Origin of the sequence: Pseudomonas sp. FJ2-5-13 (assembly GCF_029201605.1) — a bacterium.
Classification (GTDB): Bacteria; Pseudomonadota; Gammaproteobacteria; order Pseudomonadales; family Pseudomonadaceae; genus Aquipseudomonas; species Aquipseudomonas lactis.
The window spans coordinates 2743410-2765745 of record NZ_CP104045.1 but is presented as its reverse complement, the minus strand read 5'-3'; the positions used below and the strand labels follow the sequence as shown (position 1 = coordinate 2765745).

Sequence of the window (22336 nt, the reverse complement as noted above, 5' to 3'; positions counted from 1 at the left end):
TTATTTTTCGAGTACCAGGAAGGAGTATTTCCATGCTGAGTTGGGATGAAGTCGACAACGAAGACACCGGTGCAGCGGTGATCAAAGGCGCCAACGCCGGCCACGCCACCGAAGCCAACATGGACCGCCTCGACGGTGCCGGCGCCGCTGCCGCCGTGGAAGCCCGCGCCGTCACCGCCAACGACTCCGCCGCCATCGTGCGCGCCAAGGCCGCCCTGGACAAACTCGACGTCGCCGAAGGCCTCGCCGAGCTGGAAGGCGCCTCCGCCCGCGTCGCCGTTGACGAAAAGCGCATGATCAACTGCCGCGCCGACCTCAACCAACTCGTGCCGTTCAAGTACGACTGGGCCTGGCAGAAGTACCTCGACGGCTGCGCCAACCACTGGATGCCGCAAGAGGTCAACATGACCGCCGACATCGCGCTGTGGAAAAACCCCGAAGGCCTGACCGACGACGAGCGCCGCATCGTCATGCGCAACCTGGGCTTCTTCTCCACCGCCGACTCCCTGGTGGCCAACAACCTGGTACTGGCCGTGTACCGCCTGATCACCAACCCGGAGTGCCGCCAGTACATCCTGCGCCAGGCCTTCGAAGAAGCGATCCACACCCACGCCTACCAGTACTGCATCGAATCGCTGGCCATGGATGAAGGCGAGATCTTCAACATGTACCACGAGATTCCATCGGTGGCCAAAAAGGCCGCCTGGGGCCTGAAGTACACCCGCTCGATCTCCGATCCGAAGTTCGAAACCGGCACCGTCGACACCGACAAAGAACTGCTGCGCAACCTGGTCGCCTACTACTGCGTACTGGAAGGCATCTTCTTCTACTGCGGCTTCACCCAGATCCTGTCCATGGGCCGCCGCAACAAAATGACCGGCGTGGCCGAGCAGTTCCAGTACATCCTGCGCGATGAGTCGATGCACCTGAACTTCGGTATCGACGTGATCAACCAGATCAAAATCGAAAACCCACACCTGTGGGATGCCGAGATGAAGGAAGAAGCGACCCAGATGATTCTGCAGGGGACGCAGTTGGAGATCGAATACGCTCGCGACACCATGCCTCGTGGGGTGTTGGGCATGAATGCGGCGATGATGGAAGATTATTTGAAGTTCATCGCTAACCGTCGTTTGACGCAGATTGGCTTGAAGGAAGAGTACCCAGGCACCACCAATCCATTCCCGTGGATGAGCGAGATCATGGACTTGAAGAAAGAGAAAAACTTCTTCGAGACCCGTGTGATCGAGTACCAGACCGGCGGCGCGCTGAGCTGGGACTGAATCCACACGGACCCCAAAAAATGTGGGAGCGGGCTTGCTCGCGAATGCGCAGTGTCAGTCAGTGGAATACTAGCTGGCCTACCGCTTTCGCGAGCAAGCCCGCTCCCACAGGTGGTTATCTGTGTTCTTTAGACTTGCGTAAAAAGCCTTTATGCCCAACCAAACCATCAAGACCCCTTGCGTCGGCCTGTGCTCCACCGTCTACGGTGACCTGGTCTGCCGGGGCTGCAAGCGTTATCACCATGAAGTGATCCAGTGGAATGGCTATAGCGCCGAGGAAAAACAAGCGGTGTGGCTGCGCCTGGAGCAGTTGCTGGTACAGGTGATGGCCAGCAAGCTGGAAGTCTTCGATCCGCAGCGCCTGCGTCAGCAACTGGAAGCGCGCAAGATTCGCTTTGTACCGCACCAGTCGCCGTATTGCTGGGCATACCAACTGATTGCCCGTGGCGCACGGGTGATCTCCAAGCTGGATGCGTATGGCTTGGCGTTGCTGCCCGAGTTTCGCGAGCGCCACTTGGCGGACCTGCGCGATGCGATAGACCGGGAGTTCTTTCTGCTGTCCGAGGCCCATTACGAACGCTATATCGCCCCGGCTTTCCTGAAAGAGTCATTCGGACCGGCGCTGATTGCCACGCGCTGACCAGCGCCACAAGCACTGTAGGAACTGGCTTGCCTGCGACGGTAACCACGATGCGAAGCGAGCCGCTCTTGCTCTTGATCTGCTTTTGATCTTAGGCGCCCCATCAAACCACGCTGGCCGGAATTCGACAGGGATTTGGGGGGTAAACCGGCAGGGATGCCGGTTTAGCCGCCCCGCGCCATGGATGGCGCGTGGCGGCGGCCCCCCAAATCACTGGCGGATTACGGGCACACCGAGCCTAGGCGAGGTGCCGAGTGGTGGGGCAAGAGCGTTTTGCTTACTTTTGCGCTGTTCAAAAGTGAGCCGCCGTCAGGGCGGAACCCTAAGTGGCCGTTACCGCAGCAATGGATATGTACAAATCCACCTCTGTTGACTGCCAGGCCACCTTCGCGAGCAAGCCCGCTCCCACAGTTGGATGGTGGGGTGTCAGGTAGAGAAGTGTCGGCTGGTAGGCCGCCATCGCAGGCAAGCCAGCTCCCACAGTTGGATGGTGGGGTGTCAGGTAGAGAAGTGTCGGCTGGTAGGCCGCCATCGCAGGCAAGCCAGCTCCCACAGTTGGATCGCGGGGTGTCATCCCCCTTCACAGACCAGCCACCCTCCCACCCAATTGTGTTTAAAATGCCGCCCGCCCCGATGACCGACGCTTAACGATGACCCCAGACGCCCTCGCTACCCTGCACGCCCACCTGCTCACTGCCCTGGCTGACGCGCCTGCAGAAACCCGGCGCCTGTTCCATGGCCGTGGCCGCTGCTGGCCAGGCCTGGAGCAACTCACCGTGGACTGGCTGCAAGGGGTCGTGCTGGTCGCCCTGTTCAAAGAAACCGAGCACCTGCAAGCCCTGAAGCACACCCTGTTGCAGATCGAATGGAGCCGTTTCGGCGTGCACACCGTGGCCCTGCAACACCGCTACCTGCCGCAAAGCACCACCGAATGGCTGGTGGGCGACGCCATCGATGAACTGACCATCACCGAAGGCGGCCTGCGCTACCTGATCGACCTGGGCAAAAAACAGAACAGCGGGCTGTTTCTCGACATGCGTTACGGGCGCAACTGGGTGCGCGAACAGGCCAGCGGCCAACGCGTGCTCAACCTGTTCGCCTATACCTGCGGTTTTTCCGTGGCCGCCATCGAAGGCGGCGCCGACCATGTGGTGAACCTGGACATGGCCCGTGGCGCCCTCAGCCGTGGCCGCGACAACCATCGCCTGAATGGGCATGACCTGGGCCGGGTGAGTTTCCTGGGCCACGACCTGTTCAAATCCTGGGCCAAGGTGACGAACAACGGCCCTTACGACCTGGTGATCATCGACCCGCCCTCCTTCCAGAAAGGCAGTTTCCTACTGACCAAGGATTACCAGCGCGTGCTGCGCCGCCTGCCGGACTTGCTCAGTGCCCACGGCACCGTGCTGGCATGCATGAACGATCCGGCCTTCGGTGAAGATTTCCTGATCGACGGCGTGACCCGCGAAGCACCGGGCCTGCGCTTTGTGCAGCGGCTGGAAAACCCACCGGAATTTCCTGATATCGACCCCCAGAGCGGGTTAAAGGCACTGGTGTTCCGTCAGGGCTGATGCCCAAATGTCCTACGCTTGCTACGCTAACGGATACGCCGGGCGGTGAACCTTATCCTCCCCTTCCCGGTCGATACCTGCATTCCCTGGCCAGACTCGACGGCGCTACGTCGTCGGCTGCCCCGTTTGACCTTTTGGAGAACCGCCCGTGATATCGACCCTGCATGTAGCCAGACTCAAAGCCTGGGGCGCCCACGGCTTTACCGCCACCGGTGTGGTACTGGCCTTTTTGGCCACCCTGGCGCTGCTGGAAAACTCCCCCAAGGCGTGCCTACTGTGGCTGGGCCTGGCACTGGTGGTGGATGGCGTCGACGGCTCGCTGGCGCGACGGGTGAATGTCAGCACGGTGCTGCCAAGCTTTGACGGCTCGGTGCTGGACCTGGTGATCGACTACCTCACCTACGTATTCATTCCTGCACTGTTTATCTACCGCTACATCGACCTGCCCGATTTCACCCACCTGTTTGCGGTGTCGGTGATCCTGGTGTCGTCGCTGTTCTGCTTTTGCAACGTGAACATGAAGAGCAAGGACAACTACTTCGTCGGCTTCCCTGCCGCCTGGAACGTCGTTGCCCTGTGCGTCTATATCATCCAGCCGGATGCCTGGGTCACCTTGCTGACCGTGATCGGCCTGGCGCTGTTGACCGTGACGCCGATGAAGTTCCTGCACCCGTTCCGGGTCAAGCGCTTCATGCCGATCAACATCGCGGTGACCACCATCTGGCTGTTGTGCAGCTTCCTGATGGTGGTGGATTACCCCAACACCAATCCTTGGACATTTGGCCTGTGGTCGCTGATGTCGGCCTACTTCCTGGGTATCTGCATCTGGCGCACGGCCTTGGAATGGCTGGGCGCGCACAAATAACGCTCTAGAACGCCCCGTTGTCGTGGGGTACGACATCGGGGAACACCGCCGCTACCTGCCACTGTTCAGCGATCTTTGCATGCGCATCGACCCTGAACAGGTCCCAGAAGGTATGGGTTTGACCATTGACCCGCCCTTCTGACTGGACCGCGACAAACTCACCTTCAGCCACCACCGGCCTGATCGCGACATACTCCTTGTCGCTCACCGCCAACGCTTGCTCCATGGTCGCCGAGCACGGCGGGTTTTCGGCGGCAGGACGAGTGCTGGGCATCCCCAAGTCGCGCCTCAGCGCACGCGGCGCGGCGCTCGAACAAGGTGTCTACCCGCTCCCACAGGGGTTTTGTGCCAAGCGCTGATTTTGTCGGCAATGCATAACCAATGTGGGAGCTGGCTTGCCTGCGAAAGCGGAGGTTCAGTTGAATATTCATTGACTGACACACCGCCTTCGCGAGCAAGCCCGCTCCCACAGGGGATCTGGGCCAGGCCTGATTTTGTGGGCAATACATAACCTATGTGGGAGCTGGCTTGCCTGCGATAGCGGTGGTTCAGTTGAAAATTCAGTGACTGACACTCCGCTATCGCAGGCAAGCCCGCTCCCACATTTGAATCGCCTAGACCCGCCACATCGCAGTAAGATGCTGGCTTTCTGCGGCCCTCCAACAATAAGCCCTGCCCATGCCTTTCGAACTCAGCGTTGACCTCACCACCCTGGCCATCCTGGCCGTTGTCGCTTTTATCGCCGGTTTTATCGACGCCATCGCCGGCGGTGGCGGTTTGTTGACCACGCCTGCCCTGCTCACCGCTGGCATGCCGCCGCATCTGGTACTGGGCACCAACAAACTCAGCTCCACCTTCGGTTCGGCCACCGCCAGCTTTACCTTCTACCGCCGCAAGCTGTTTCACCCACGCCAATGGGTGCACGCCATCGTCGGTACGTTGATCGGTGCGCTGACCGGCGCGGTCGTCGCCCATTACTTGCCCGCCGAAACCCTGAACAAGATGCTCCCGGTGATCGTCTTCGCCTGCGGTGTGTACCTGCTGTTCGGTGGCACGCCCAAGGCGCCACTGGACGCCGAGGCACCGATCAAGAAGAAATGGCAAGCCACCCAGGGCTTCGGCCTGGGCTTCTACGACGGCGTGGCAGGGCCCGGCACGGGGGCGTTCTGGACGGTCAGCACGATGCTGCTGCACCCCATCGACCTGGTGAAGGCCAGCGGCGTGGCGCGCAGCATGAACTTCGTCAGCAACGCGGCGGCGCTGACGGTGTTCATCATCAATGGGTCGGTGGACTGGATTGTCGGCCTGGCGATGGGGGTGTCGGTGATGTGTGGCGCGTTCTTTGGCGCACGCAGCGCGATCAGCGGCGGCGCCAAATTCATTCGCCCAGTGTTTATCACCGTGGTGCTGGGCCTGACCGTGCGCCTAGCCTGGCAGCACTGGTTCAGCGTGGCCTAAACGGCGGGCCAGGTAGAGGTCGATGAGGTAACGCGCAATCGAGCGTGACGCCGGCAACGGCGGCAGCTCGTGGATATTGAACCACTGCGCATCTTCGATCTCGTCGGCCTGGGGCACGATATCGCCACCGGCGTATTCGGCATGAAAGCCCAGCATCATCGAGTGAGGGAACGGCCAGCATTGGCTGCCCATGTACTGGATGTTCTTGACCTCCACCTGCACCTCTTCACGCACTTCCCGGATCAGGCAGTCTTCGGCGGATTCACCCGGTTCGGCAAAACCGGCCAGGGTGCTATAGACCCCCGTGACGAAACGCGGCGAACGCGCCAGCAGGATCTCATCGCCACGGGTCACCAGCACGATCATGCTTGGCGAGATACGCGGGTAGCTGCGCAGGTCGCAGGCCTGGCAATACATCGCCCGCTCCCTCGGCACCTGCACCATCGCCTGGCCACAACTGCCACAAAAACGATGTTCCCGCGCCCAGGTACCGATCTGCGCGGCGTAGCCCAGCACCTTGTACAGGGTGTGATCGCCTTGCAGCATAAAACCGCGCAGGCCCTGCCAACTGCACCCTGGCACCTCTGCCGGCGCGTTGAGCTCCAACAGGTACACCGGCTCGCCATCAAGGTGACCGATACCGTGTTCGGCAAACATCGACAGGTCCTGGCGCTTGAGCCATTCGCGCGGGAACAGCGGACCATTGGTGTCGTGTAAAAAGCCTTCGCGGCTGCGGGCGACGGCCCAGCCGCCAGGGGCGTCGTTGTCGAGCAGCGTTGTAGTAATCCAGCCTGGGGTCATGTCAGTCAATCCACGAATTCGGGTTTCTGCTTACTCATGTGGGCCGCGATGGCCACGCGCAGGTCGTTGGATTGCAACATAGCCGAGTTCCAGGTGGCAACGTATTCCAGGCCATCATTGACTGTGTGGTCACGCATGTAGCTGATCATGGCCTTGGTGCCGGTCACGGCAATCGGCGACTTGGCGGCGATTTGCTGGGCCAGGTCCATGACACCCGCCAGCAGGCTTTGCTGATCAGCAAACACGCGGTTGACCAGGCCGATGCTGCGCGCTTCTTCAGCGCCGAACTGACGGCCGGTGTAGGCCAGTTCACGCAGCATGCCGTCGCCGATAATGCGCGGCAGGCGTTGCAAGGTGCCGACGTCGGCGGCCATGCCGATGTCGATCTCCTTGATTGAGAATTGCGCGTCCTCGGCGGCATAGCGCATGTCGCAGGCACTGATCAGGTCGATGGCGCCGCCGATGCAGTAGCCCTGGATCGCCGCCAGCACGGGCTTGCGGCAAGTGTCCACAGCGTTGAACGAGGCTTGCAGCTCGAGAATCTTGCGGCGTAGCAGACGCGCATTGCGCCCCACGTCCTTGCCAAAATCATTGGCGATCGAGGCCAGCATCATCAGGTCGATGCCCGAGGAAAAGTGCTTGCCCGCCCCGCTGAGCACCACGGCACGCACGGCGTCGGTTTCGTCGATCCATTGGAAGATGTCGATGATTTCGGTCCAGAACGCCGCGTTCATGGCGTTGATCTTTTCCGGGCGATTGATCTGCACATGGGCAACGTTGCCGCTGAGTTCGACAACGAAGGCTTGGTATTCGGACATGGCAGTGATCCCTGACTGGCGATTGAGAAAGGCCAGACTATATCAAGGGTGCGCCACGGCGCATCGGCCAAAAACGGGACTGGCACCGGCGCAGGAAAAGACGCTGGATAAAACCCCGTACACACGCCATCCTTCGCGCTTTAAGCCGCCCCAACCGCGGCGCTCGACGTTTAAAGGACATGCCATGCAACTTCATCCCCTCGCCCCTGCCGATTTCGACGCCATCGAGGCCATCTTGCTGCAATACGGCGACGACCACTCGGTGCTGAACATGGCCGAACTCGACGGTTACTTCACCGCGCTGGTCTCAAGCCCCGCCCAAGTGGACGTGGCCGAGTGGTTCCCGGCTATCTGGGGCGGGCAGAACCCCGAATGGGACAACATGGACGAAGCCCAGGCTTTCCTTGATCTGTGCGTGCGTCATATGAATACCTTGGCCGCGCAGTTGGCCACCGACGCCCAGGCATTCAAGGCCCGTTTCGATGACACCGAGCATCAGGGCCAGGTGGTGACCCTTGCCGAGGAATGGTGCTTTGGCTATGTGCGCGGCGTGGCGATCGCCAACTGGCCGCCATTGCCCGCTGTACAAGCCGGGCAACTGGAGCGGATTTCCTGGTGCGCCGAGCAGGACAATTTCGAGCTGCCGGCAGACCTGGATGTAAACGCCCATCAACAGCGGGTCAGCGAAATCGAACCGGCTGCGCGTGCGCTGCATGACCACTGGCTGAGCCAGCGTTAAGGCAGGCAAACCTTTTTTGTAGGAGCGAGCTTGCTCGCGAAAAACTTCCAGGCGCCGCGTTCATTCAGGAAGCCCGCTTTATCGTTGGCGTTTTTCGCGAGCAAGCTCGCTCCTACAGTTAGGGCAAGTCCCTCACACATTTGGGCACGCAGATCACCCGCTCACTCGACAAGCATGGCGTGTTTGCCTGATGATTCGGGTCCGCACGTCGGCCACTCCACGCCACCTCGCCTTGACCAGGAGCCTTGTACCTTGAGTTCGCAGAAAACCGTGACCGTTACACCGCCCAACTTCCCCCTCACTGGCAAGGTCGCGCCCCCCGGCTCCAAATCCATTACCAACCGCGCGCTGTTGCTGGCGGCACTGGCCAAGGGCACCAGCCGTTTGAGCGGCGCGCTCAAAAGCGATGACACGCGCCACATGTCGGTCGCCCTGCGGCAGATGGGCGTTACCATCGACGAGCCGGACGACACCACCTTTGTCGTCACCAGCCAAGGCTCGCTGCAGTTACCGGCACAACCGTTGTTCCTCGGCAACGCTGGCACCGCCATGCGTTTTCTAACGGCTGCCGTGGCCACCGTGCAAGGCACCGTGGTGCTGGATGGCGACGAGTACATGCAAAAACGCCCGATTGGCCCGCTGCTGGCTACCCTGGGCCAGAACGGCATCCAGGTTGACAGCCCGACCGGTTGCCCACCGGTAACCGTGCACGGCGTGGGCAAAGTCCAGGCCAAGCGTTTCGAGATTGATGGTGGCTTGTCCAGCCAGTACGTATCAGCCCTGCTGATGCTCGCGGCGTGCGGCGAAGCGCCGATTGAAGTGGCGCTGACCGGCAAGGACATCGGCGCCCGTGGTTATGTGGACCTGACCCTCGATTGCATGCGTGCGTTCGGGGCCCAGGTGGACGCCGTGGACGACACCACCTGGCGCGTGGCCCCCACCGGCTATACCGCCCATGATTACCTGATCGAACCCGACGCTTCCGCCGCCACTTATTTGTGGGCCGCAGAAGTACTGACCGGTGGGCGTATCGACATCGGTGTAGCCGCGCAGGACTTCACCCAACCCGACGCCAAGGCCCAGGCCGTGATCGCGCAGTTCCCGAACATGCAGGCCACGGTGGTGGGCTCACAAATGCAGGACGCGATCCCGACCCTCGCGGTGCTCGCCGCGTTCAACAACACGCCCGTGCGTTTCACTGAACTGGCGAACCTGCGCGTCAAGGAATGTGACCGCGTGCAGGCGTTGCACGATGGCCTCAACGAAATTCGCCCGGGCCTGGCGACCATCGAGGGCGATGACCTGCTGGTCGCCAGCGACCCGGCCCTGGCTGGCACCGCCTGCACCGCACTGATCGACACCCACGCCGACCATCGCATCGCCATGTGCTTTGCCTTGGCGGGGCTGAAGGTCTCGGGCATTCGCATTCAAGACCCGGACTGCGTGGCCAAGACCTACCCTAACTACTGGAAAGCCCTGGCCAGCCTGGGCGTTCACCTAAACTACTGACACAGCCACCTGTAGGAGCGAGCTTGCTCGCGAAAAACGCACAGGCTCCGCGTTTCTTCAAGACACACGCGTTATCGTTGACGTTTTTCGCGAGCAAGCTCGCTCCTACAGTTGCAGTGAAACCTTGCCGGGAGCGTCAATGACCCTTCGCCAACCCTGCCCACCCGGCGCCTGTGTCTGCAACCGTGAACAACTGCTGCAAGCGCCCGGCGCTGACCTGCGCATTCTCCAACTGACGCGACAGCAGGAAAAAATCCTGCTGGAGCGCCTGGAAAACCTCAAGAGCCTGCAAGACCTCGAACACCTGCAACAGCGGATGTACGACCAGTTGGGCATCCGCGTACACATCGCGCCAGGGCATACCGAGGTCAAGAGCATGCGCGGGATCCAGATCGTCATCGACGAACTGCCGGGCATGTGTCGCAAGACCCGCCAGTCCATCCCCGCGTCCATTCGCCGAGGCCTGGAGAAAAACCCAGAGATTGCCTACCGCTTGCTGGACGCCCACGACCTGTTTCGCGACGTCTGAATTATCCCGCCACGGCTTCTCGCTCGAACAACTCTTGTCCCACCGCCCGGGCCTTGTGCAAGTGCGCCTGGGCCGTGCCACTTTCCGAGTCCAGCAACAACGCGGAGGTGAGTACCCGCGCCCCGCAATAATCAAAGATGCCGTAGTCGATCTGGGTGTTCATGGCCTTGGCATAACCGTGTCGGTCAAAGGCACTTTCGTCAGCCGCCCCCAGGGCCAGCAGATGCACCTGCAAATGCCGCAGTTTCTTCTGCACCGGTGTATCGGGGCTGTAATCAATCGCCCAGCCATTGACGAATACGCGGTCTACCCAGCCCTTGAGCAATGCAGGCATCGACCACCAGTAGATGGGAAACGCCAGCACCAGCGCATCGGCGCGGTCGATGCGAGCTTGTTCGGCCAGCACGTCGGCTGGCGGCGTGGCGCGGGTACGGTGAACCTGATGATCGGCGGCGGTATAGCGCGGGTCGAAACCTTCGGCGGCAAGGTCGGCCATTTCAAAGGTGTGACCAGAGGCGGTCAAGCCCGCGCCCACCTCGGCGGCCACGCTATGGGTGAGGGATTGTGGGTCGTGATGGGCAACAACGATCAGTGCGTGCATGACTTTGACTCCGTTTCGGCTTAATCTACTTTTAGTAAGTTACGTCGAATAAGTTACTTTTGGTATATAAGCATGTCAAGCAGTGAATCCCCTGCCCCACGTCGCCGTTTATCTCGTGAAGATCGCCTGCGTCAGTTACTCGACGTGGCCTGGCAATTGGTGCGTGACGAAGGCACCGACGCCCTGACCCTGGGCCGCCTGGCCGAGCTGGCGGGCGTTACCAAGCCGGTGGTGTACGACCACTTTGCGACGCGTGCGGGGTTGCTGGCCGCGCTGTATGCAGACTTCGACGCGCGCCAGGACCAGGTATTTGCCAATGCCATCGCCACCAGCAACGCGACCCTTGAGGACCGCGCGTGGGTCATTGCCTCGTCGTATGTCGATTGTGTGCTGTTGCAAGGTCGGGAAATCCCCGGCGTGATTGCCGCCTTGAGCGGTTCGCCGGAGTTGGAAGCGTCCAAGCGTGAATACGAGGCGATCTTCCTCGATAAATGCCGGGACGCGCTGTCGCCCTTCACCGCTGGCGGCAGCATTTCCCAGGCCGGCCTGCGCGCCATGCTCGGCGCGGCGGAAGCGCTGTCCCACGCGGCGGCCAATGGTGAAATCAGCCGCGAGGAAGCTCAGCAAGAGCTGCTGGAGACTATCCTCGGGATGGTCAGGCGCGTCAGGCCGTAGGCAGACGGCTCTGGACGAACAGTTGCGCCTTGCGCGCCAACTGGTCCAGGTGCCGATCGCGCTGTTTCTCTGCGTCGACCATGGCGCGCTTGCCGTGTTTTTGCAGCAGGTAGGTGTGGATCTGCCGCACTTCCAGCGAGCTGTAGATCGAGGCCACATCCAACACGCCCATCAGCCCTTCGCTGCCATAGTTACGGGTGTTCATCACGACCTGGGTACCCCGCGCACCGCGCACCTGGAACCCCATGGCTTCGAACACCGCAACCTTCTCTACCGCACAGGCCAGTTCGGCGTGGGGATAACGCACCAACACCTCGTCCAGCATGCTGCGTGCCACACCCTGGCGACGAAAGCCGGTCTGCACCGCCATAAACGCGATGCCACAGGCGTGCGGATCATCCTTCACCGGCAGATACAGGCAAAAGCCCACCACCGCGTCGTCTTCCATCGCCACGACCAACTCCACCGCAACGCCTTTTTCGCCATTCAGCGCCTCAAGGTACAGGTGCACCTCAAACCCGATGGCGTACTGGTAGATGTTGTACAGCAGGTTGCTCGGTGCCAACGCCACGCTGCTGATGTCGGTGAGGTTGTCTACCACCATCTGCAGGATCTGGCTGTTGATCAGTTCGGGGCACGGTGTGGTGTAGCGGGTAAGGCTGAACATGCAAATTCCTGGGGTTTCGCGTCAAGGCAGCGGCGATTGTACCTGTTGCGGGCCGCTCATGGCCCGCACACCTCGCGCAAACAGGTGCGCAGCCAGCGATGGGCCAGGTCGGCGTCCTGTCGCGGGTGCCACAGCATCGCCACGGTAAACGGCGGCAATGTCACCGGCAGCTCAAAGCAGTGCAAGCCTCGAGGCGGCACGGTGATATAGCGCTCAGGCACGCTGGCGATCAGGTCGGTGCCCCGCGCCAGGGCGATGGCCGTGTTGAAACCGGCGACCACAATGCTGACCTGCCGAACCAGACCTTGCGCCTCAAGGGCATCGTCGATCTGGCCACGGTCCTGCCCGCGCCGCGACACATAAACGTGTTGTCCCTGGGCGAAACGTGCTGCGCTGAGGGCGCCGCGGCTCAGCGGATGGCCCTCGCGCACCACGCCCACCAGGCGGTCACGGAACAGCGCCTGGGTCAGCACCTCCGGGCTGGCGCCCACATCGACCACACCGGTTTCCAGGTCAACGCCACCGTCGCGCAGCAACGCACTGTGCTTGTCGCTCTTGTGCACGAAACGCAAGCGCACCCCTGGGGCGTCCTGGGCGATACGCGCGAGCAATGCAGGGCCGAAGCGTTCGACGAACTCCTCACTGGTGCGCAAGGTGAAGGTGCGTACCACTTCACCCAAATCCAGGGTGTGCGCGGGGCGCAATACGGCGTGGGCGTCCTGCACCAATTGGCTGACCTGCTCGCGCAGTTGCAACGCCCGGGGCGTCGGCACCAGGCCGCGGCCGGCACGCACCAGCAACGGATCGCCCGTGGCCGCACGCAAACGCGCCAAGGCCCGGCTCATGGCCGAAGGGCTCAGGCGCAAGCGCTGGGCGGCGCGAGCGACGCTGCCTTCGGCAAGCAGCACGTCCAGGGTGATGAGTAAATTGAGGTCGGGCATGCGGGCTCCTTATCAGGCGTTCGGTGCAGCTAAAACCTGCAACCCATGCGTCTTCCGCCATGTTAGGCGACGCCGTAGATTTGTGACAGGTGCATTTACTCAAGGAAACGCGCATGCAAACCTCCACACGCGGCAGCCTGGTCGCTTTGTCGTTGTCCATGTTGCTGGCCGCCCTGGGCACCAGCATCGCCAATGTCGGCCTGCCCAGCCTGGCGCACGCCTTCGGGGCCTCGTTTCATGCCGTGCAGTGGGTGGTGCTGGCCTACCTGCTGGCCATCACCGCCGTGATCGTCAGCGCTGGGCGCCTGGGCGACCGTCTGGGGCGCCGGCGCTTGCTGCTCGCCGGCTTGCTGGTGTTTGCCCTGGCCTGCGCCGGCTGTGGCATCGCGCCAACCCTGCCCTGGCTGATCGGCGCACGGGCATTCCAGGGCCTGGGCGCGGCGATCATGATGGCGATGACCCTGGGCATGGTGGGTGACACCGTCACTAAAGAAAATACCGGCCGAGTCATGGGCCTGCTCGGCACCATGTCGGCACTCGGCACGGCCATGGGGCCAAGTGTCGGCGGGGTATTGCTCAGCCTGTGGAGCTGGCGCGCGCTGTTTTTGATCGGCCTGCCCTTGGCGGGCGTGGCTGCCGCCCTCGCCTACCGTTATTTGCCGGTGGATGCTGACCGCCGCGACGCTTGGCCAGGCGATACATTTTGGGCGCCCCTGCGCGATGCGCCGTTGCGCGCCGGCTTGGCCATGAGTGCTCTGGTGTCGGCGGTGATCATGGCCACGTTTGTGGTGGGCCCGTTCTACCTGTCCCGTGGCCTGGGCCTCGATCCCGCCTGGATGGGCTTGGCCATGGCCGTTGGACCTGCGGTCGCGGCGCTTACCGGTGTACCGGCGGGTTACCTGACCGATCGCCTCGGCAGCCAACGCCTGACCCTTGTGGGATTGGGCGTGATGCTCTGCGGGGCCTTATTGCTGTCGCAGGTGTCCGGGCTTGGCGTTTATCTCGCGGCCCTGATCGTGTTGACGGCCGGCTACAGTCTGTTCCAGGCGGCCAACAACACGGCGGTGATGAGCGACATACAGGCGACCCGCCGAGGCACGGTGTCCGGCCTGCTGAATCTGTCGCGCAACCTGGGCCTGATTTTCGGCGCATCGGCCCTCGGCGCGGTGTTCGCCCGCGTCACTCCGGATGTCAGTCACGCCGCGCCACAAGCGGTGGCCGCCGGCCTGCACGCCACCTTCGCCGTGGCAACGGGTTTGCTGCTGGTGGCCGCACTGATCGCCTGGAAACGTGCGCAAAGGCCGAGCAGCGCGAAGCAGACAAATATTGACAAGCTAAAATCGTAACGACTATTGTCTGACAACCTGATCACCAAGGTTTTCCCATGCTTGAGCTCCAGCGCCCCGATTCGCTTGTCGTACGGGTTGTCAGCGCCATTCGCGCAGAAATCGAATCCGGCCAACTGGCCCCGGAGTCGCGCCTGCCGACCGAACAGCAACTGGCCGAACAACTCAACGTCAGCCGTTCCGTGGTGCGTGAAGCCATTGCCCAGCTCAAGGCCGACGGTGTGCTCACCGCCCGCCGTGGCCTGGGCTCGTTTATTTCGCAGACCCCTGCGGGCACGGTGTTTCGGTTTCCGCAACCCAACGGTCGACGACCTGACCTGGCGCAGATGTTCGAAGTGCGCCTGTGGATCGAAACCCAGGCCGCTTCGATTGCCGCCCAGCGCCGCGACAGCGCCGACCTGCAACGCATGAAAAGCGCGTTGCAGGCCATGCAGGACAACCGCGACAACTTTGAAGCCGCAGCCCTGGCCGATGTGGAATTCCACCGCGCCATTGCCGACGCCAGCAAAAACGACTACTTCGTGGCCTTCCATGACTTCCTCAGGAGCCAGTTGGCCAGTTCGCGTAAAACCGCGTGGGAAAACTCGGCCTCGCGCTTTGCCACCGGGTCGGCCGACGCGACCCTGGAACACCAACAGCTCTACCAGGCCATTGCCGATGGCGACGCCCAATGTGCGGCTGCCTGTGCCGAGGCGCACCTGCGTGCCGCGGCGCGGCGCCTGCAACTGGAATTACCGACCACGAATTGATCCGTACTGTTTGCAGCGTGTCCCCGGACACGCCATTTTTTTAACAAAAACATTAGTCTGACAACCTGATAAGCAGACTGAAATGTTCAGCCTTAGGTAATCCTGCAATGATTCATGACTTTTGCATTATCGGCGGCGGCATCGTCGGCCTGGCCACCGCCATGGAGCTGCTCAAGCGCCAACCTGGCGCGTCGCTGGTGATCTTGGAAAAAGAGTCGGTGCTGGCCAAGCACCAGACCGGCCACAACAGCGGCGTGATCCATGCCGGCATCTACTACGCGCCCGGCAGCCTCAAGGCCGATTTGTGCAAGCGCGGCGCCGAAGCCACCAAGCAGTTCTGCCGCGAACACGGGATCAAATTCGAGGTGTGCGGCAAGCTGCTGGTGGCCTCAAGCCCGCTGGAAATGCAACGCATGGAAGCGCTGTACGCCCGTGCCCAGCTCAATGGCATGCAGGTCGAGCGCTTGAATGCCGAACAACTGTGTCAGCGTGAACCGAACATCGTCGGCCTCGGCGGCTTGTTTCTCGATGCCACCGGGATTGTGGATTACCGCCAGGTGTGCGAGACCATGGCCCAGGTGATTCGTCGCAACGGTGGGCAGATCTGCCTGGAACGCACCGTCACTGCCATCCACGAAAACACCGATACGGTCACCGTCAACACCGAGGGCGAGACCTGGCACGCCCGCCACCTGGTGGTGTGCGCCGGCTTACAGTCGGACCGCCTGGCACGCCTGGCCGGCATCCGTATCGACCATCAGATCATCCCGTTTCGTGGCGAATACTTCCGCCTGCCCGCCGCCAAGAACAACATCGTCAACCATCTGATCTACCCGATCCCCGACCCGGAGCTGCCCTTCCTCGGCGTGCACCTGACCCGCATGATCGACGGCAGCGTCACCGTCGGCCCCAATGCCGTGCTGGGCCTTGGCCGCGAGAACTACCGCAAGTTTTCGGTGAACTGGCGCGACGTGGCGCAGTACGCCAGCTTCCCGGGTTTCTGGAAAACCCTCTGGCAAAACCTCGGTTCGGGCACCACCGAGATGAAGAACTCCTTGTTCAAGTCCGGCTACCTGGAGCAGTGCCGCAAGTACTGCCCATCCCTGACCCTCGATGACCTGCTGCCCTACGAGGCCGGTATCCGTGCCCAGGCAGTGATGCGCGACGGCAGCCTGGTGCACGATTTTCTGTTCGCCCAAACCTCACGAATGCTGCATGTGTGCAATGCGCCCTCGCCGGCCGCCACCTCAGCCATGCCCATCGGCGCGATGATCGCCGACCGCCTGTTCCACCCCCAGTAAGACCGCACCGCCCGTTCACCCAACAATAACTACAAAGACCCAGAAGGAAGTCCAGCATGTCGGCATCCGCCTCCATCCCCGGTACCGAAACGCCCGAACAAACCCGCAAGCGCCTGCGTAAAGTCGCCGCGGCCACCATCTTCGGCTCGATGCTGGAGTGGTACGACTTTTACCTGTACGCCACCATGGCGGCGATTGTGTTTTCGAAGATCTTCTTCGATAACAGCGACCCGAAGACTGCCACGCTGATGGCCTTTTCGACCTTTGCCATCGGCTTTATCGCCCGCCCTTTTGGCGGCATCCTGTTTGGCTACCTGGGCGACAAGTTCGGGCGCAAGCAAGTGCTGGTGCTGACCTTCTGCCTGATGGGCGTGTGCACCACCTTGATTGGCTTGATTCCCAGCTACGCCTCCATCGGCATCTGGGCCCCGATCTTGCTGGTGTTTATCCGCATCATCCAGGGCCTGGGTGCCGGTGCCGAGCTGTCGGGCGCGGCAGTCACCTCCTACGAACATGCCTCCCAAGGCAAGCGTGGCAGCCAGGGCGCATGGCCGGCATTGGGCCTGAACCTGGGCCTGTTGCTGTCCTCGCTGACCATTTACCTGCTGACCATCAACGGCAACGAGTTCCTGCTGGCCGGCGGCTGGCGCATTCCGTTTATCTGCAGCATCGTGCTGGTGGGCGTCGGCCTGTGGGTGCGCAACAGCATTCCCGAAACTCCGCAGTTCGAAGCGCTGAGCACGGAAAAAGCCAAGGCCAAGCCATCACCCCTCAAAGCCTTGTTCAAGAACGACCTCAAGGGCCTCGCCGTGGTGTTTTTTGTCGCGATTGGCTACAACGCCTTGAGCTACATCTTCAAGACCTTCTCCCTGGCGTACCTGACACAGTTCAAAGGCGTGGATGTGCATGTCACCTCGCTGTCGGTGACCATCGCCAGCCTAGTGGCCATCGTCGCCGTGCCCTGCTTTGGCTGGCTGTGTGACAAGTGGAGCAGCAAGACCGTACTGATGCTCGGCGGGCTGTGCTCGCTGTTGTTCGCCTACCCGTTCCTGGCCCTGCTCAACAGTGGTGAAAGCCTGATGATCTACCTCGCCATCGGTGTGGGCACCGGTATCCTCGCGCCGATGATGTTTGCGCCCCAGGGCTCGTTCCTGAGCCGGCAGTTCCCGACGCAAACGCGCTCTTCGGGTTTTGGCACCGGGCGGGAAATCGGCACCGCCATTGCTGGTGGCCTGGCACCGCTGGGCGCACTGTCGATGGTAGCGGCCTCGGCCACCCACTCCACCGATGGTGTGGTGGTGATCCTGGCGATTTCTGCCTTGTTGGTGGTGGTGTTTGCCCTCTGCGATCAGGGCGCGAAACACTCGGCATTCAAGAACTGAGCAAAAAAGTTCGGACCAACGGGTGCATGGATGCACCTGGATCGCGCATCATGGGCACTTTCAAGCTCAAGGGTAACGTCCATGCGCGTTCTGTCATTGATGATGGGTCTTACGACGCTGGCCGCCACTACGGTGTTCTGCGCCAGCGCGATGGCGAATGAAGAAAGTCAGTTAGTCCAACAGATCAACCAATACCGCAGCCAGGTACAACGCTGCGGTGACCAGGGTTCCCAGGAGCTGCCACCGCTGGCCAGCGACACACGACTGGTATTGCCGGCCTCCAATGTCGGCGATTTGCAGCAGTCGCTGGCGCGGGCTGCGTACCCGATGGTGAACGTGCAGGCCATCAGCCTGTCCGGGCCCAAGGATGCCGAGGCTGCGATGAAAGCGGTACGCGAAAGCTTCTGCCGCGTAGTGCTCGATCCGCAATTTGTCGACATCGGCGTCAGCAACAGCGGCCAGGACTGGCGCATCGTGCTGGCCCGCCCGCTGCTGACCAGTGGACTGGGCGACTGGCAAACCGAAGGGAGAAAACTGCTCGACCTGATCAACACCGCGCGTGCCGAGCCGCGCCAGTGCGGCACCCGGGCGTTCACCGCGACCACACCGCTGTCGTGGAACGACACGCTGGCCAGCGCGGCCAACAGCCACACGCGCAACATGGCCAACGGCAACTTCTTCGACCACCTGGACCACGACGGTCGTACGCCCGGTGACCGCGCCGAACTGGCCGGGTATATCGCGAAGAACATCGGCGAAACCATCGCCGCCGGCCTCGACACGCCGCGCAAGGTCGTCGACGGTTGGCTCGCCAGCCCCGGCCACTGCGCCACCCTGATGAACCCGCAATTTCGCGACTTGGGCGCCGCCTACGCGATGGACCCCAAGAGTGACGCGGGCATCTATTGGACGGGGTTATTCGGCACGCAATGAAGGTTGGGCGCCGGCCCAACCCGGCCAACAACGACGGTGTGCAAATAGACAATGAAATCAAAGTGCTATCAGGGAGATAATCGCGCTGAACTGAATGCGGTCATTCCGGTCTGTTGCTAGTCGGTCGGGCTCTTCAAAGCTAAACAATACGTGGCAAGCAAGGTGTGAACCCAATGATGAATTGGCTGCAAGGCAGCAGCGAAATGGCAGAGCGGGTTCGTCAGCATGATTGGGCCAGCACGCCCCTGGGGCCGCTTGAACACTGGCCCGACGTGTTGAAGACAACCGTTGCGCTGTCCTTCGCATCGAGTTTCCCCCAGGCCATCGTCTGGGGGCCTCAGTTGATTACCCTCTACAACGATGCGTTCACGCCGATCCTGGGCAGCAAACCCGACGCTTTGGGCCGCCCGTTCAACGAGATCTGGCACGAGGTGTGGGACGATATCAGCCCTATCGCCGACGCTGCGTTCGACGGGCACGCCACTTATATCGAAAACTTCCCGCTGTTGATCCAACGCAACGAAGCGCCGGAACAAGCCTATTTCACCTTTTGCTACAGCCCGATTCGCAACGCCCAGGGCGTGGTGGTCGGTCTGCTCGACACGGTGACCGAAACCACTGCCACGGTGTTCCTGGCCCGTCGTCTTGAAGTGCTGGACGCCATTAGCAACTGCGTGACCAACGCCACCGACGCCGAAACCATCATGACGTCGACCACCCGTTTGTTGGCCCAGCACCTGCAGGTATCCATCTGCGCCTACGCCGACATGGACGAAGATCAAGACGGCTTCTCCATTCGCGGCGACTGGTCGGCGCAAGGCTCGCCGAGCATCATCGGCCATTATAGCCTGGCGGCGTTTGGCGAATGCGCGGTCAACTGCCTGCGTGCCGGCGAGCCACTGGTGATACGCAATAATCTGATCGAGTTGCCGCCCCAGGATGCCGCAAGCTTCCAGGCGCTCGGTGTGACAGCCACTATTTGCATGCCCTTGATCAAAGACGGGCGGCTCACCGCCCTGATGGCCGTACACGACAAAGTGCCGCGTTTTTGGTCGTCCTACGACATCGCGCTGTTGGGCGAAGTCACCGAGCGTTCCTGGGCGCACATCGAGCGCGTGCGCGCCGACGCTGCCGTGCGTAAGGGCCTGGCCGCCTATGCGGAACTCAATGCCAACCTCGAGCAGCGCGTGAATGAGCGTACCCGTGCGCTGGCCGAAGCCGAAGCTGCACTGCGCCAGTCACAAAAACTTGAGGCCATCGGCCAACTGACCGGTGGCGTCGCCCATGACTTCAACAACCTGCTGACCATTATCCGCTCATCCGTGGATTTCCTGCGCCAACCGGGCCTGTCCGAAGAGCGTCGGCAACGTTATATGTGCGCGGTGTCCGACACCGTGGAGCGGGCCAGCAAGCTCACCAGCCAACTGCTCGCCTTTGCCCGTCGCCAACCGTTGAACCCGCAGGTCTTCGATGTCGGCCAGCGCGTGCAGAACATCGGCGAGATGCTCGAAAGCGTCACCGGCGCGCGCATTCATGTGCAGGTGCAATTGCCTGATCAGCCCTGCTATGCGCGCATCGACCCCAGCCAGTTCGAAACCGCGCTGATCAACATCGCCCTCAACGCCCGCGATGCGATGGACGGCCAGGGTACCCTGACCCTGAAGGTTGCCGGGCAGCAAACGCTGCCACGTATCCGCGGGGATGCCGAGTCGTGCATGCCCTACATCGCCATCTCCCTGGCCGACACCGGCCCCGGGATTCCCAGCGATACCTGCGAGCGCATCTTCGAGCCGTTCTTCACCACCAAGGCCGTGGGCAAAGGCACGGGCCTTGGCCTGTCGCAGGTATTCGGCTTTGCCAAGCAGTCAGGCGGCAATATCGATGTGGCCAGCACCCTGGGCCACGGCACGGTGTTTACCTTGTACCTGCCGCAAGTCGAAGGCGAAGCGGCGCCGGAACAAGACTCGCATACAGACTTGCCAGCGCCGCAAGAGGCGGCTCATCAGCACGTGCTGATCGTCGAGGACAACCTTGAGGTAGGACGCTTCGCCAGCCAGATCCTCAAGGACCTGGGTTACCAGACCACGTGGGCGACCAATGCCGAACAGGCGCTGAACCTCGCCGGCAATGACGTTCAGGGGTTCGATGCGATTTTCTCCGACGTGGTGATGCCCGGCATGACCGGCGTGGCCATGGCCAAGCTACTGCGCCAGCGCCGCCCGGACCTGCCCGTGGTACTCGTCTCCGGCTACAGCGAGGAACTGGCGGACAGCGGCTATGAAGGCTTTGAATTCCTCGCCAAGCCCTACTCCGCCGACCAGGTTGCGCGAGTGCTGGCAAAGGCGATGAGCAAGGATCAGTCGACGACCGCCACCTGATTGCGGCCCGATGCCTTGGCCTGGTACAGGGCCTTGTCGGCGCTGTTCATCAAGCCGTTCAAATCCAGATGCTGAGCGTGGGTGGATGCCACGCCCAGGCTGGCGCTCACCCCCTGGACCGGGTCGGCGGGCAGGTCACCAATTTTCTGGATCAACTGCTCGGCAATGCCGCGCGCGGTTTCCAATGAGGTATTGGGCAGCAACACGGCAAACTCCTCGCCTCCCAGGCGACCGTAGATATCGGTCTGGCGAAAGGATGCGCTGATCACCGCGCCAATCTGGCGCAACACCTGGTCACCGGCCTGGTGGCCGTAGGTGTCATTGATGGCTTTGAAGTGGTCCATGTCCATCATCAACGCACACAGCGGTTGCTGCTCGCGCAGGCACTGGGCGTAAAGCAACTGGGCTTGCTCGTAAAACGCCCGACGGTTCATCAGCCCGGTCAGTTCATCGGTCTGGGCGGCGCGGGTGGAAATATGATGAGCGCGCTCCATCTGCCGCGTCAGGCGAAAGGCTTTCTCCAGGGCATCGGAGAGTTTGTGCGTCGCCCCGACCACAAACGAGGCAAACACCAGCACCGCCAGCGCCACGCCGACTTGCATCGGCGACGGCTGGAGCAGCATCCATACCGTACAGGGAAGCAACACCAGCGCCATGGAACCCAGCGTCATGTAGCGATAGGCCGAATAACAGGACACCGCACTGACCGACATGCCCACGGTAAACAGCATCACCAACACCTGGGATAAACGGTCATCCACCGGCATCACCGCCAGCGCCCCGCCGCCCCAAATCCCCGCCGACAGCATCAGCGTGACCCAGTAGCGGCGTTCCCAACGGGCGGGTGTGCGCCCCGCGTCCGGGCAGCGAAACCATTGCACGAACAGGTGCAGGCGCACCAAGGACGAGCCCGCCAGCACCACCAGCCACACCAGGATGACCTGATGATCGAACCGATCCCAGCACAGCCAGCAGAGCATGACGGCGCCCAGGTAGCTGCCGAACACAGCCGAGAATGATTGACGAAACAGCTGGTGCAAACGGTCGGTTCGCACCTGCTCTTCGATTTGCTGACCCTGATCTTGCCCGAGGCTATTCATGGGATTGGCCTGTGTGAACGGCGACGACAAAGGCGCCATTGTGGCACCTT

22 protein-coding genes and 1 pseudogene are annotated in these 22336 nt (G+C 61.9%); 16 read left to right on the top strand and 7 right to left on the bottom strand.

Features of this window, described 5'->3' with window-relative positions; translation table 11 throughout:
- Window positions 1–32 precede the first annotated feature (32 nt).
- The 4 genes from N2A98_RS12045 to pcsA all read left to right on the top strand — a co-directional run bounded on the left by N2A98_RS12045 (window position 33) and on the right by pcsA (window position 4359).
- Window positions 33–1283 carry a ribonucleotide-diphosphate reductase subunit beta gene (locus tag N2A98_RS12045; RefSeq protein ID WP_003191024.1) on the top strand — a complete coding sequence of 417 codons (1251 nt, stop codon included), beginning with the start codon at window positions 33–35 and terminating at the stop codon, window positions 1281–1283.
- Window positions 1284–1434: 151 nt separating this feature from the next.
- On the top strand, window positions 1435–1923 hold the full coding sequence (locus tag N2A98_RS12040) for a DUF1289 domain-containing protein (RefSeq protein ID WP_275623494.1): 489 nt from the start codon (window positions 1435–1437) through the stop codon (window positions 1921–1923).
- 650 nt (window positions 1924–2573) lie between these two features.
- Window positions 2574–3494 carry a class I SAM-dependent methyltransferase gene (locus N2A98_RS12035; RefSeq protein WP_078803164.1) on the top strand — a complete coding sequence of 307 codons (921 nt, stop codon included), beginning with the start codon at window positions 2574–2576 and terminating at the stop codon, window positions 3492–3494.
- Window positions 3495–3642: 148 nt separating this feature from the next.
- A complete protein-coding gene (gene pcsA / locus N2A98_RS12030) occupies window positions 3643–4359 on the top strand; it encodes a phosphatidylcholine synthase (protein ID WP_073525045.1) in 717 nt (238 codons plus the stop codon).
- 4 nt (window positions 4360–4363) lie between these two features.
- On the opposite strand, the gene N2A98_RS12025 is transcribed toward pcsA, so the two are convergent.
- Window positions 4364–4585 carry a hypothetical protein gene (locus tag N2A98_RS12025; protein ID WP_275623493.1) on the bottom strand — a complete coding sequence of 74 codons (222 nt, stop codon included), beginning with the start codon at window positions 4583–4585 and terminating at the stop codon, window positions 4364–4366.
- Here N2A98_RS12025 and N2A98_RS12020 point away from each other — a divergent pair.
- Both N2A98_RS12020 and N2A98_RS12015 read left to right on the top strand, forming a co-directional pair.
- A pseudogene (locus tag N2A98_RS12020) lies at window positions 4584–4676 on the top strand (LysR family transcriptional regulator); the annotation flags it as partial. The gene N2A98_RS12025 and the pseudogene N2A98_RS12020 overlap by 2 nt on opposite strands.
- Window positions 4677–5037: 361 nt before the next feature.
- A complete protein-coding gene (locus N2A98_RS12015; protein WP_003191011.1) occupies window positions 5038–5817 on the top strand; it encodes a TSUP family transporter in 780 nt (259 codons plus the stop codon).
- Here N2A98_RS12015 and nudC read toward each other — a convergent pair.
- The gene (gene nudC / locus N2A98_RS12010; protein ID WP_275623492.1) at window positions 5785–6618 is read right to left on the bottom strand and encodes an NAD(+) diphosphatase; all 834 of its coding nucleotides are present in this window, start codon (window positions 6616–6618) and stop codon (window positions 5785–5787) included. The two genes, N2A98_RS12015 and nudC, sit on opposite strands and share 33 nt — an antisense overlap.
- Window positions 6619–6623: 5 nt before the next feature.
- On the bottom strand, window positions 6624–7436 hold the full coding sequence (locus tag N2A98_RS12005) for a crotonase/enoyl-CoA hydratase family protein (protein ID WP_003191008.1): 813 nt from the start codon (window positions 7434–7436) through the stop codon (window positions 6624–6626).
- Window positions 7437–7620: 184 nt separating this feature from the next.
- Here N2A98_RS12005 and N2A98_RS12000 point away from each other — a divergent pair, with 184 nt between their 5' ends.
- The 3 genes from N2A98_RS12000 (at window position 7621) to N2A98_RS11990 (ending at window position 10213) form a co-directional block, all read left to right on the top strand.
- Window positions 7621–8175, top strand: coding sequence for a UPF0149 family protein (locus N2A98_RS12000; protein ID WP_275623491.1), 555 nt, complete (start codon window positions 7621–7623; stop codon window positions 8173–8175).
- Between the two features lie 252 nt (window positions 8176–8427).
- The gene (locus N2A98_RS11995) at window positions 8428–9684 is read left to right on the top strand and encodes a 3-phosphoshikimate 1-carboxyvinyltransferase (RefSeq protein ID WP_275623490.1); all 1257 of its coding nucleotides are present in this window, start codon (window positions 8428–8430) and stop codon (window positions 9682–9684) included.
- 139 nt (window positions 9685–9823) lie between these two features.
- Window positions 9824–10213, top strand: coding sequence for a hypothetical protein (locus N2A98_RS11990; protein WP_047710762.1), 390 nt, complete (start codon window positions 9824–9826; stop codon window positions 10211–10213).
- 1 nt (window position 10214) lies between these two features.
- On the opposite strand, the gene N2A98_RS11985 is transcribed toward N2A98_RS11990, so the two are convergent.
- Window positions 10215–10814 carry an NAD(P)H-dependent oxidoreductase gene (locus N2A98_RS11985; protein WP_078803169.1) on the bottom strand — a complete coding sequence of 200 codons (600 nt, stop codon included), beginning with the start codon at window positions 10812–10814 and terminating at the stop codon, window positions 10215–10217.
- A gap of 72 nt (window positions 10815–10886) precedes the next feature.
- On the opposite strand from N2A98_RS11985, the gene N2A98_RS11980 reads away from it, so the two are divergent.
- On the top strand, window positions 10887–11489 hold the full coding sequence (locus N2A98_RS11980) for a TetR/AcrR family transcriptional regulator (protein WP_078467949.1): 603 nt from the start codon (window positions 10887–10889) through the stop codon (window positions 11487–11489).
- On the opposite strand, the gene N2A98_RS11975 is transcribed toward N2A98_RS11980, so the two are convergent.
- Window positions 11479–12156, bottom strand: coding sequence for a GNAT family N-acetyltransferase (locus N2A98_RS11975; RefSeq protein WP_275623489.1), 678 nt, complete (start codon window positions 12154–12156; stop codon window positions 11479–11481). The two genes, N2A98_RS11980 and N2A98_RS11975, sit on opposite strands and share 11 nt — an antisense overlap.
- A 56-nt stretch (window positions 12157–12212) precedes the next feature.
- Window positions 12213–13097 (bottom strand): LysR family transcriptional regulator, encoded by an 885-nt coding sequence (locus tag N2A98_RS11970; RefSeq protein WP_275623488.1) that lies wholly within the window; start codon window positions 13095–13097, stop codon window positions 12213–12215.
- Between the two features lie 113 nt (window positions 13098–13210).
- Between N2A98_RS11970 and N2A98_RS11965 the strand changes: the two genes are divergently transcribed.
- The 6 genes from N2A98_RS11965 to N2A98_RS11940 all read left to right on the top strand — a co-directional run bounded on the left by N2A98_RS11965 (window position 13211) and on the right by N2A98_RS11940 (window position 21186).
- On the top strand, window positions 13211–14443 hold the full coding sequence (locus N2A98_RS11965) for an MFS transporter (RefSeq protein ID WP_275623487.1): 1233 nt from the start codon (window positions 13211–13213) through the stop codon (window positions 14441–14443).
- A gap of 38 nt (window positions 14444–14481) precedes the next feature.
- Window positions 14482–15192 carry a FadR/GntR family transcriptional regulator gene (locus N2A98_RS11960; RefSeq protein ID WP_275623486.1) on the top strand — a complete coding sequence of 237 codons (711 nt, stop codon included), beginning with the start codon at window positions 14482–14484 and terminating at the stop codon, window positions 15190–15192.
- A gap of 107 nt (window positions 15193–15299) precedes the next feature.
- Complete coding sequence (gene lhgO, locus N2A98_RS11955) at window positions 15300–16493, top strand: L-2-hydroxyglutarate oxidase (RefSeq protein ID WP_275623485.1); 1194 nt, start codon at window positions 15300–15302, stop codon at window positions 16491–16493.
- Between the two features lie 56 nt (window positions 16494–16549).
- Complete coding sequence (locus tag N2A98_RS11950) at window positions 16550–17875, top strand: MFS transporter (protein ID WP_047710754.1); 1326 nt, start codon at window positions 16550–16552, stop codon at window positions 17873–17875.
- An 81-nt stretch (window positions 17876–17956) separates the two neighbouring features.
- On the top strand, window positions 17957–18808 hold the full coding sequence (locus tag N2A98_RS11945) for a CAP domain-containing protein (protein ID WP_275623484.1): 852 nt from the start codon (window positions 17957–17959) through the stop codon (window positions 18806–18808).
- Between the two features lie 173 nt (window positions 18809–18981).
- Window positions 18982–21186, top strand: a complete 2205-nt coding sequence (locus tag N2A98_RS11940) for an ATP-binding protein (RefSeq protein WP_275623483.1) — start codon at window positions 18982–18984, stop codon at window positions 21184–21186.
- On the opposite strand, the gene N2A98_RS11935 is transcribed toward N2A98_RS11940, so the two are convergent.
- Window positions 21165–22325 (bottom strand): sensor domain-containing diguanylate cyclase, encoded by a 1161-nt coding sequence (locus N2A98_RS11935; protein WP_044273531.1) that lies wholly within the window; start codon window positions 22323–22325, stop codon window positions 21165–21167. The two genes, N2A98_RS11940 and N2A98_RS11935, sit on opposite strands and share 22 nt — an antisense overlap.
- Window positions 22326–22336: the final 11 nt, after the last annotated feature.

Excerpts from the sequence above, each read along its gene's own strand:
- N2A98_RS12045 (WP_003191024.1), top strand. The coding sequence starts at position 33 with ATGCTGAGTTGGGATGAAGTCGACAACGAAGACACCGGTGCAGCGGTG.
- N2A98_RS12040 (WP_275623494.1), top strand. The coding sequence starts at position 1,435 with ATGCCCAACCAAACCATCAAGACCCCTTGCGTCGGCCTGTGCTCCACC.
- N2A98_RS12035 (WP_078803164.1), top strand. The coding sequence starts at position 2,574 with ATGACCCCAGACGCCCTCGCTACCCTGCACGCCCACCTGCTCACTGCC.
- N2A98_RS12025 (WP_275623493.1), bottom strand. The coding sequence starts at position 4,585 with ATGGAGCAAGCGTTGGCGGTGAGCGACAAGGAGTATGTCGCGATCAGG.
- N2A98_RS12015 (WP_003191011.1), top strand. The coding sequence starts at position 5,038 with ATGCCTTTCGAACTCAGCGTTGACCTCACCACCCTGGCCATCCTGGCC.
- nudC (WP_275623492.1), bottom strand. The coding sequence starts at position 6,618 with ATGACCCCAGGCTGGATTACTACAACGCTGCTCGACAACGACGCCCCT.
- N2A98_RS12005 (WP_003191008.1), bottom strand. The coding sequence starts at position 7,436 with ATGTCCGAATACCAAGCCTTCGTTGTCGAACTCAGCGGCAACGTTGCC.
- N2A98_RS12000 (WP_275623491.1), top strand. The coding sequence starts at position 7,621 with ATGCAACTTCATCCCCTCGCCCCTGCCGATTTCGACGCCATCGAGGCC.
- N2A98_RS11990 (WP_047710762.1), top strand. The coding sequence starts at position 9,824 with ATGACCCTTCGCCAACCCTGCCCACCCGGCGCCTGTGTCTGCAACCGT.
- N2A98_RS11985 (WP_078803169.1), bottom strand. The coding sequence starts at position 10,814 with ATGCACGCACTGATCGTTGTTGCCCATCACGACCCACAATCCCTCACC.
- N2A98_RS11980 (WP_078467949.1), top strand. The coding sequence starts at position 10,887 with ATGTCAAGCAGTGAATCCCCTGCCCCACGTCGCCGTTTATCTCGTGAA.
- N2A98_RS11975 (WP_275623489.1), bottom strand. The coding sequence starts at position 12,156 with ATGTTCAGCCTTACCCGCTACACCACACCGTGCCCCGAACTGATCAAC.
- N2A98_RS11970 (WP_275623488.1), bottom strand. The coding sequence starts at position 13,097 with ATGCCCGACCTCAATTTACTCATCACCCTGGACGTGCTGCTTGCCGAA.
- N2A98_RS11965 (WP_275623487.1), top strand. The coding sequence starts at position 13,211 with ATGCAAACCTCCACACGCGGCAGCCTGGTCGCTTTGTCGTTGTCCATG.
- N2A98_RS11960 (WP_275623486.1), top strand. The coding sequence starts at position 14,482 with ATGCTTGAGCTCCAGCGCCCCGATTCGCTTGTCGTACGGGTTGTCAGC.
- lhgO (WP_275623485.1), top strand. The coding sequence starts at position 15,300 with ATGATTCATGACTTTTGCATTATCGGCGGCGGCATCGTCGGCCTGGCC.
- N2A98_RS11950 (WP_047710754.1), top strand. The coding sequence starts at position 16,550 with ATGTCGGCATCCGCCTCCATCCCCGGTACCGAAACGCCCGAACAAACC.
- N2A98_RS11945 (WP_275623484.1), top strand. The coding sequence starts at position 17,957 with ATGCGCGTTCTGTCATTGATGATGGGTCTTACGACGCTGGCCGCCACT.
- N2A98_RS11940 (WP_275623483.1), top strand. The coding sequence starts at position 18,982 with ATGATGAATTGGCTGCAAGGCAGCAGCGAAATGGCAGAGCGGGTTCGT.
- N2A98_RS11935 (WP_044273531.1), bottom strand. The coding sequence starts at position 22,325 with ATGGCGCCTTTGTCGTCGCCGTTCACACAGGCCAATCCCATGAATAGC.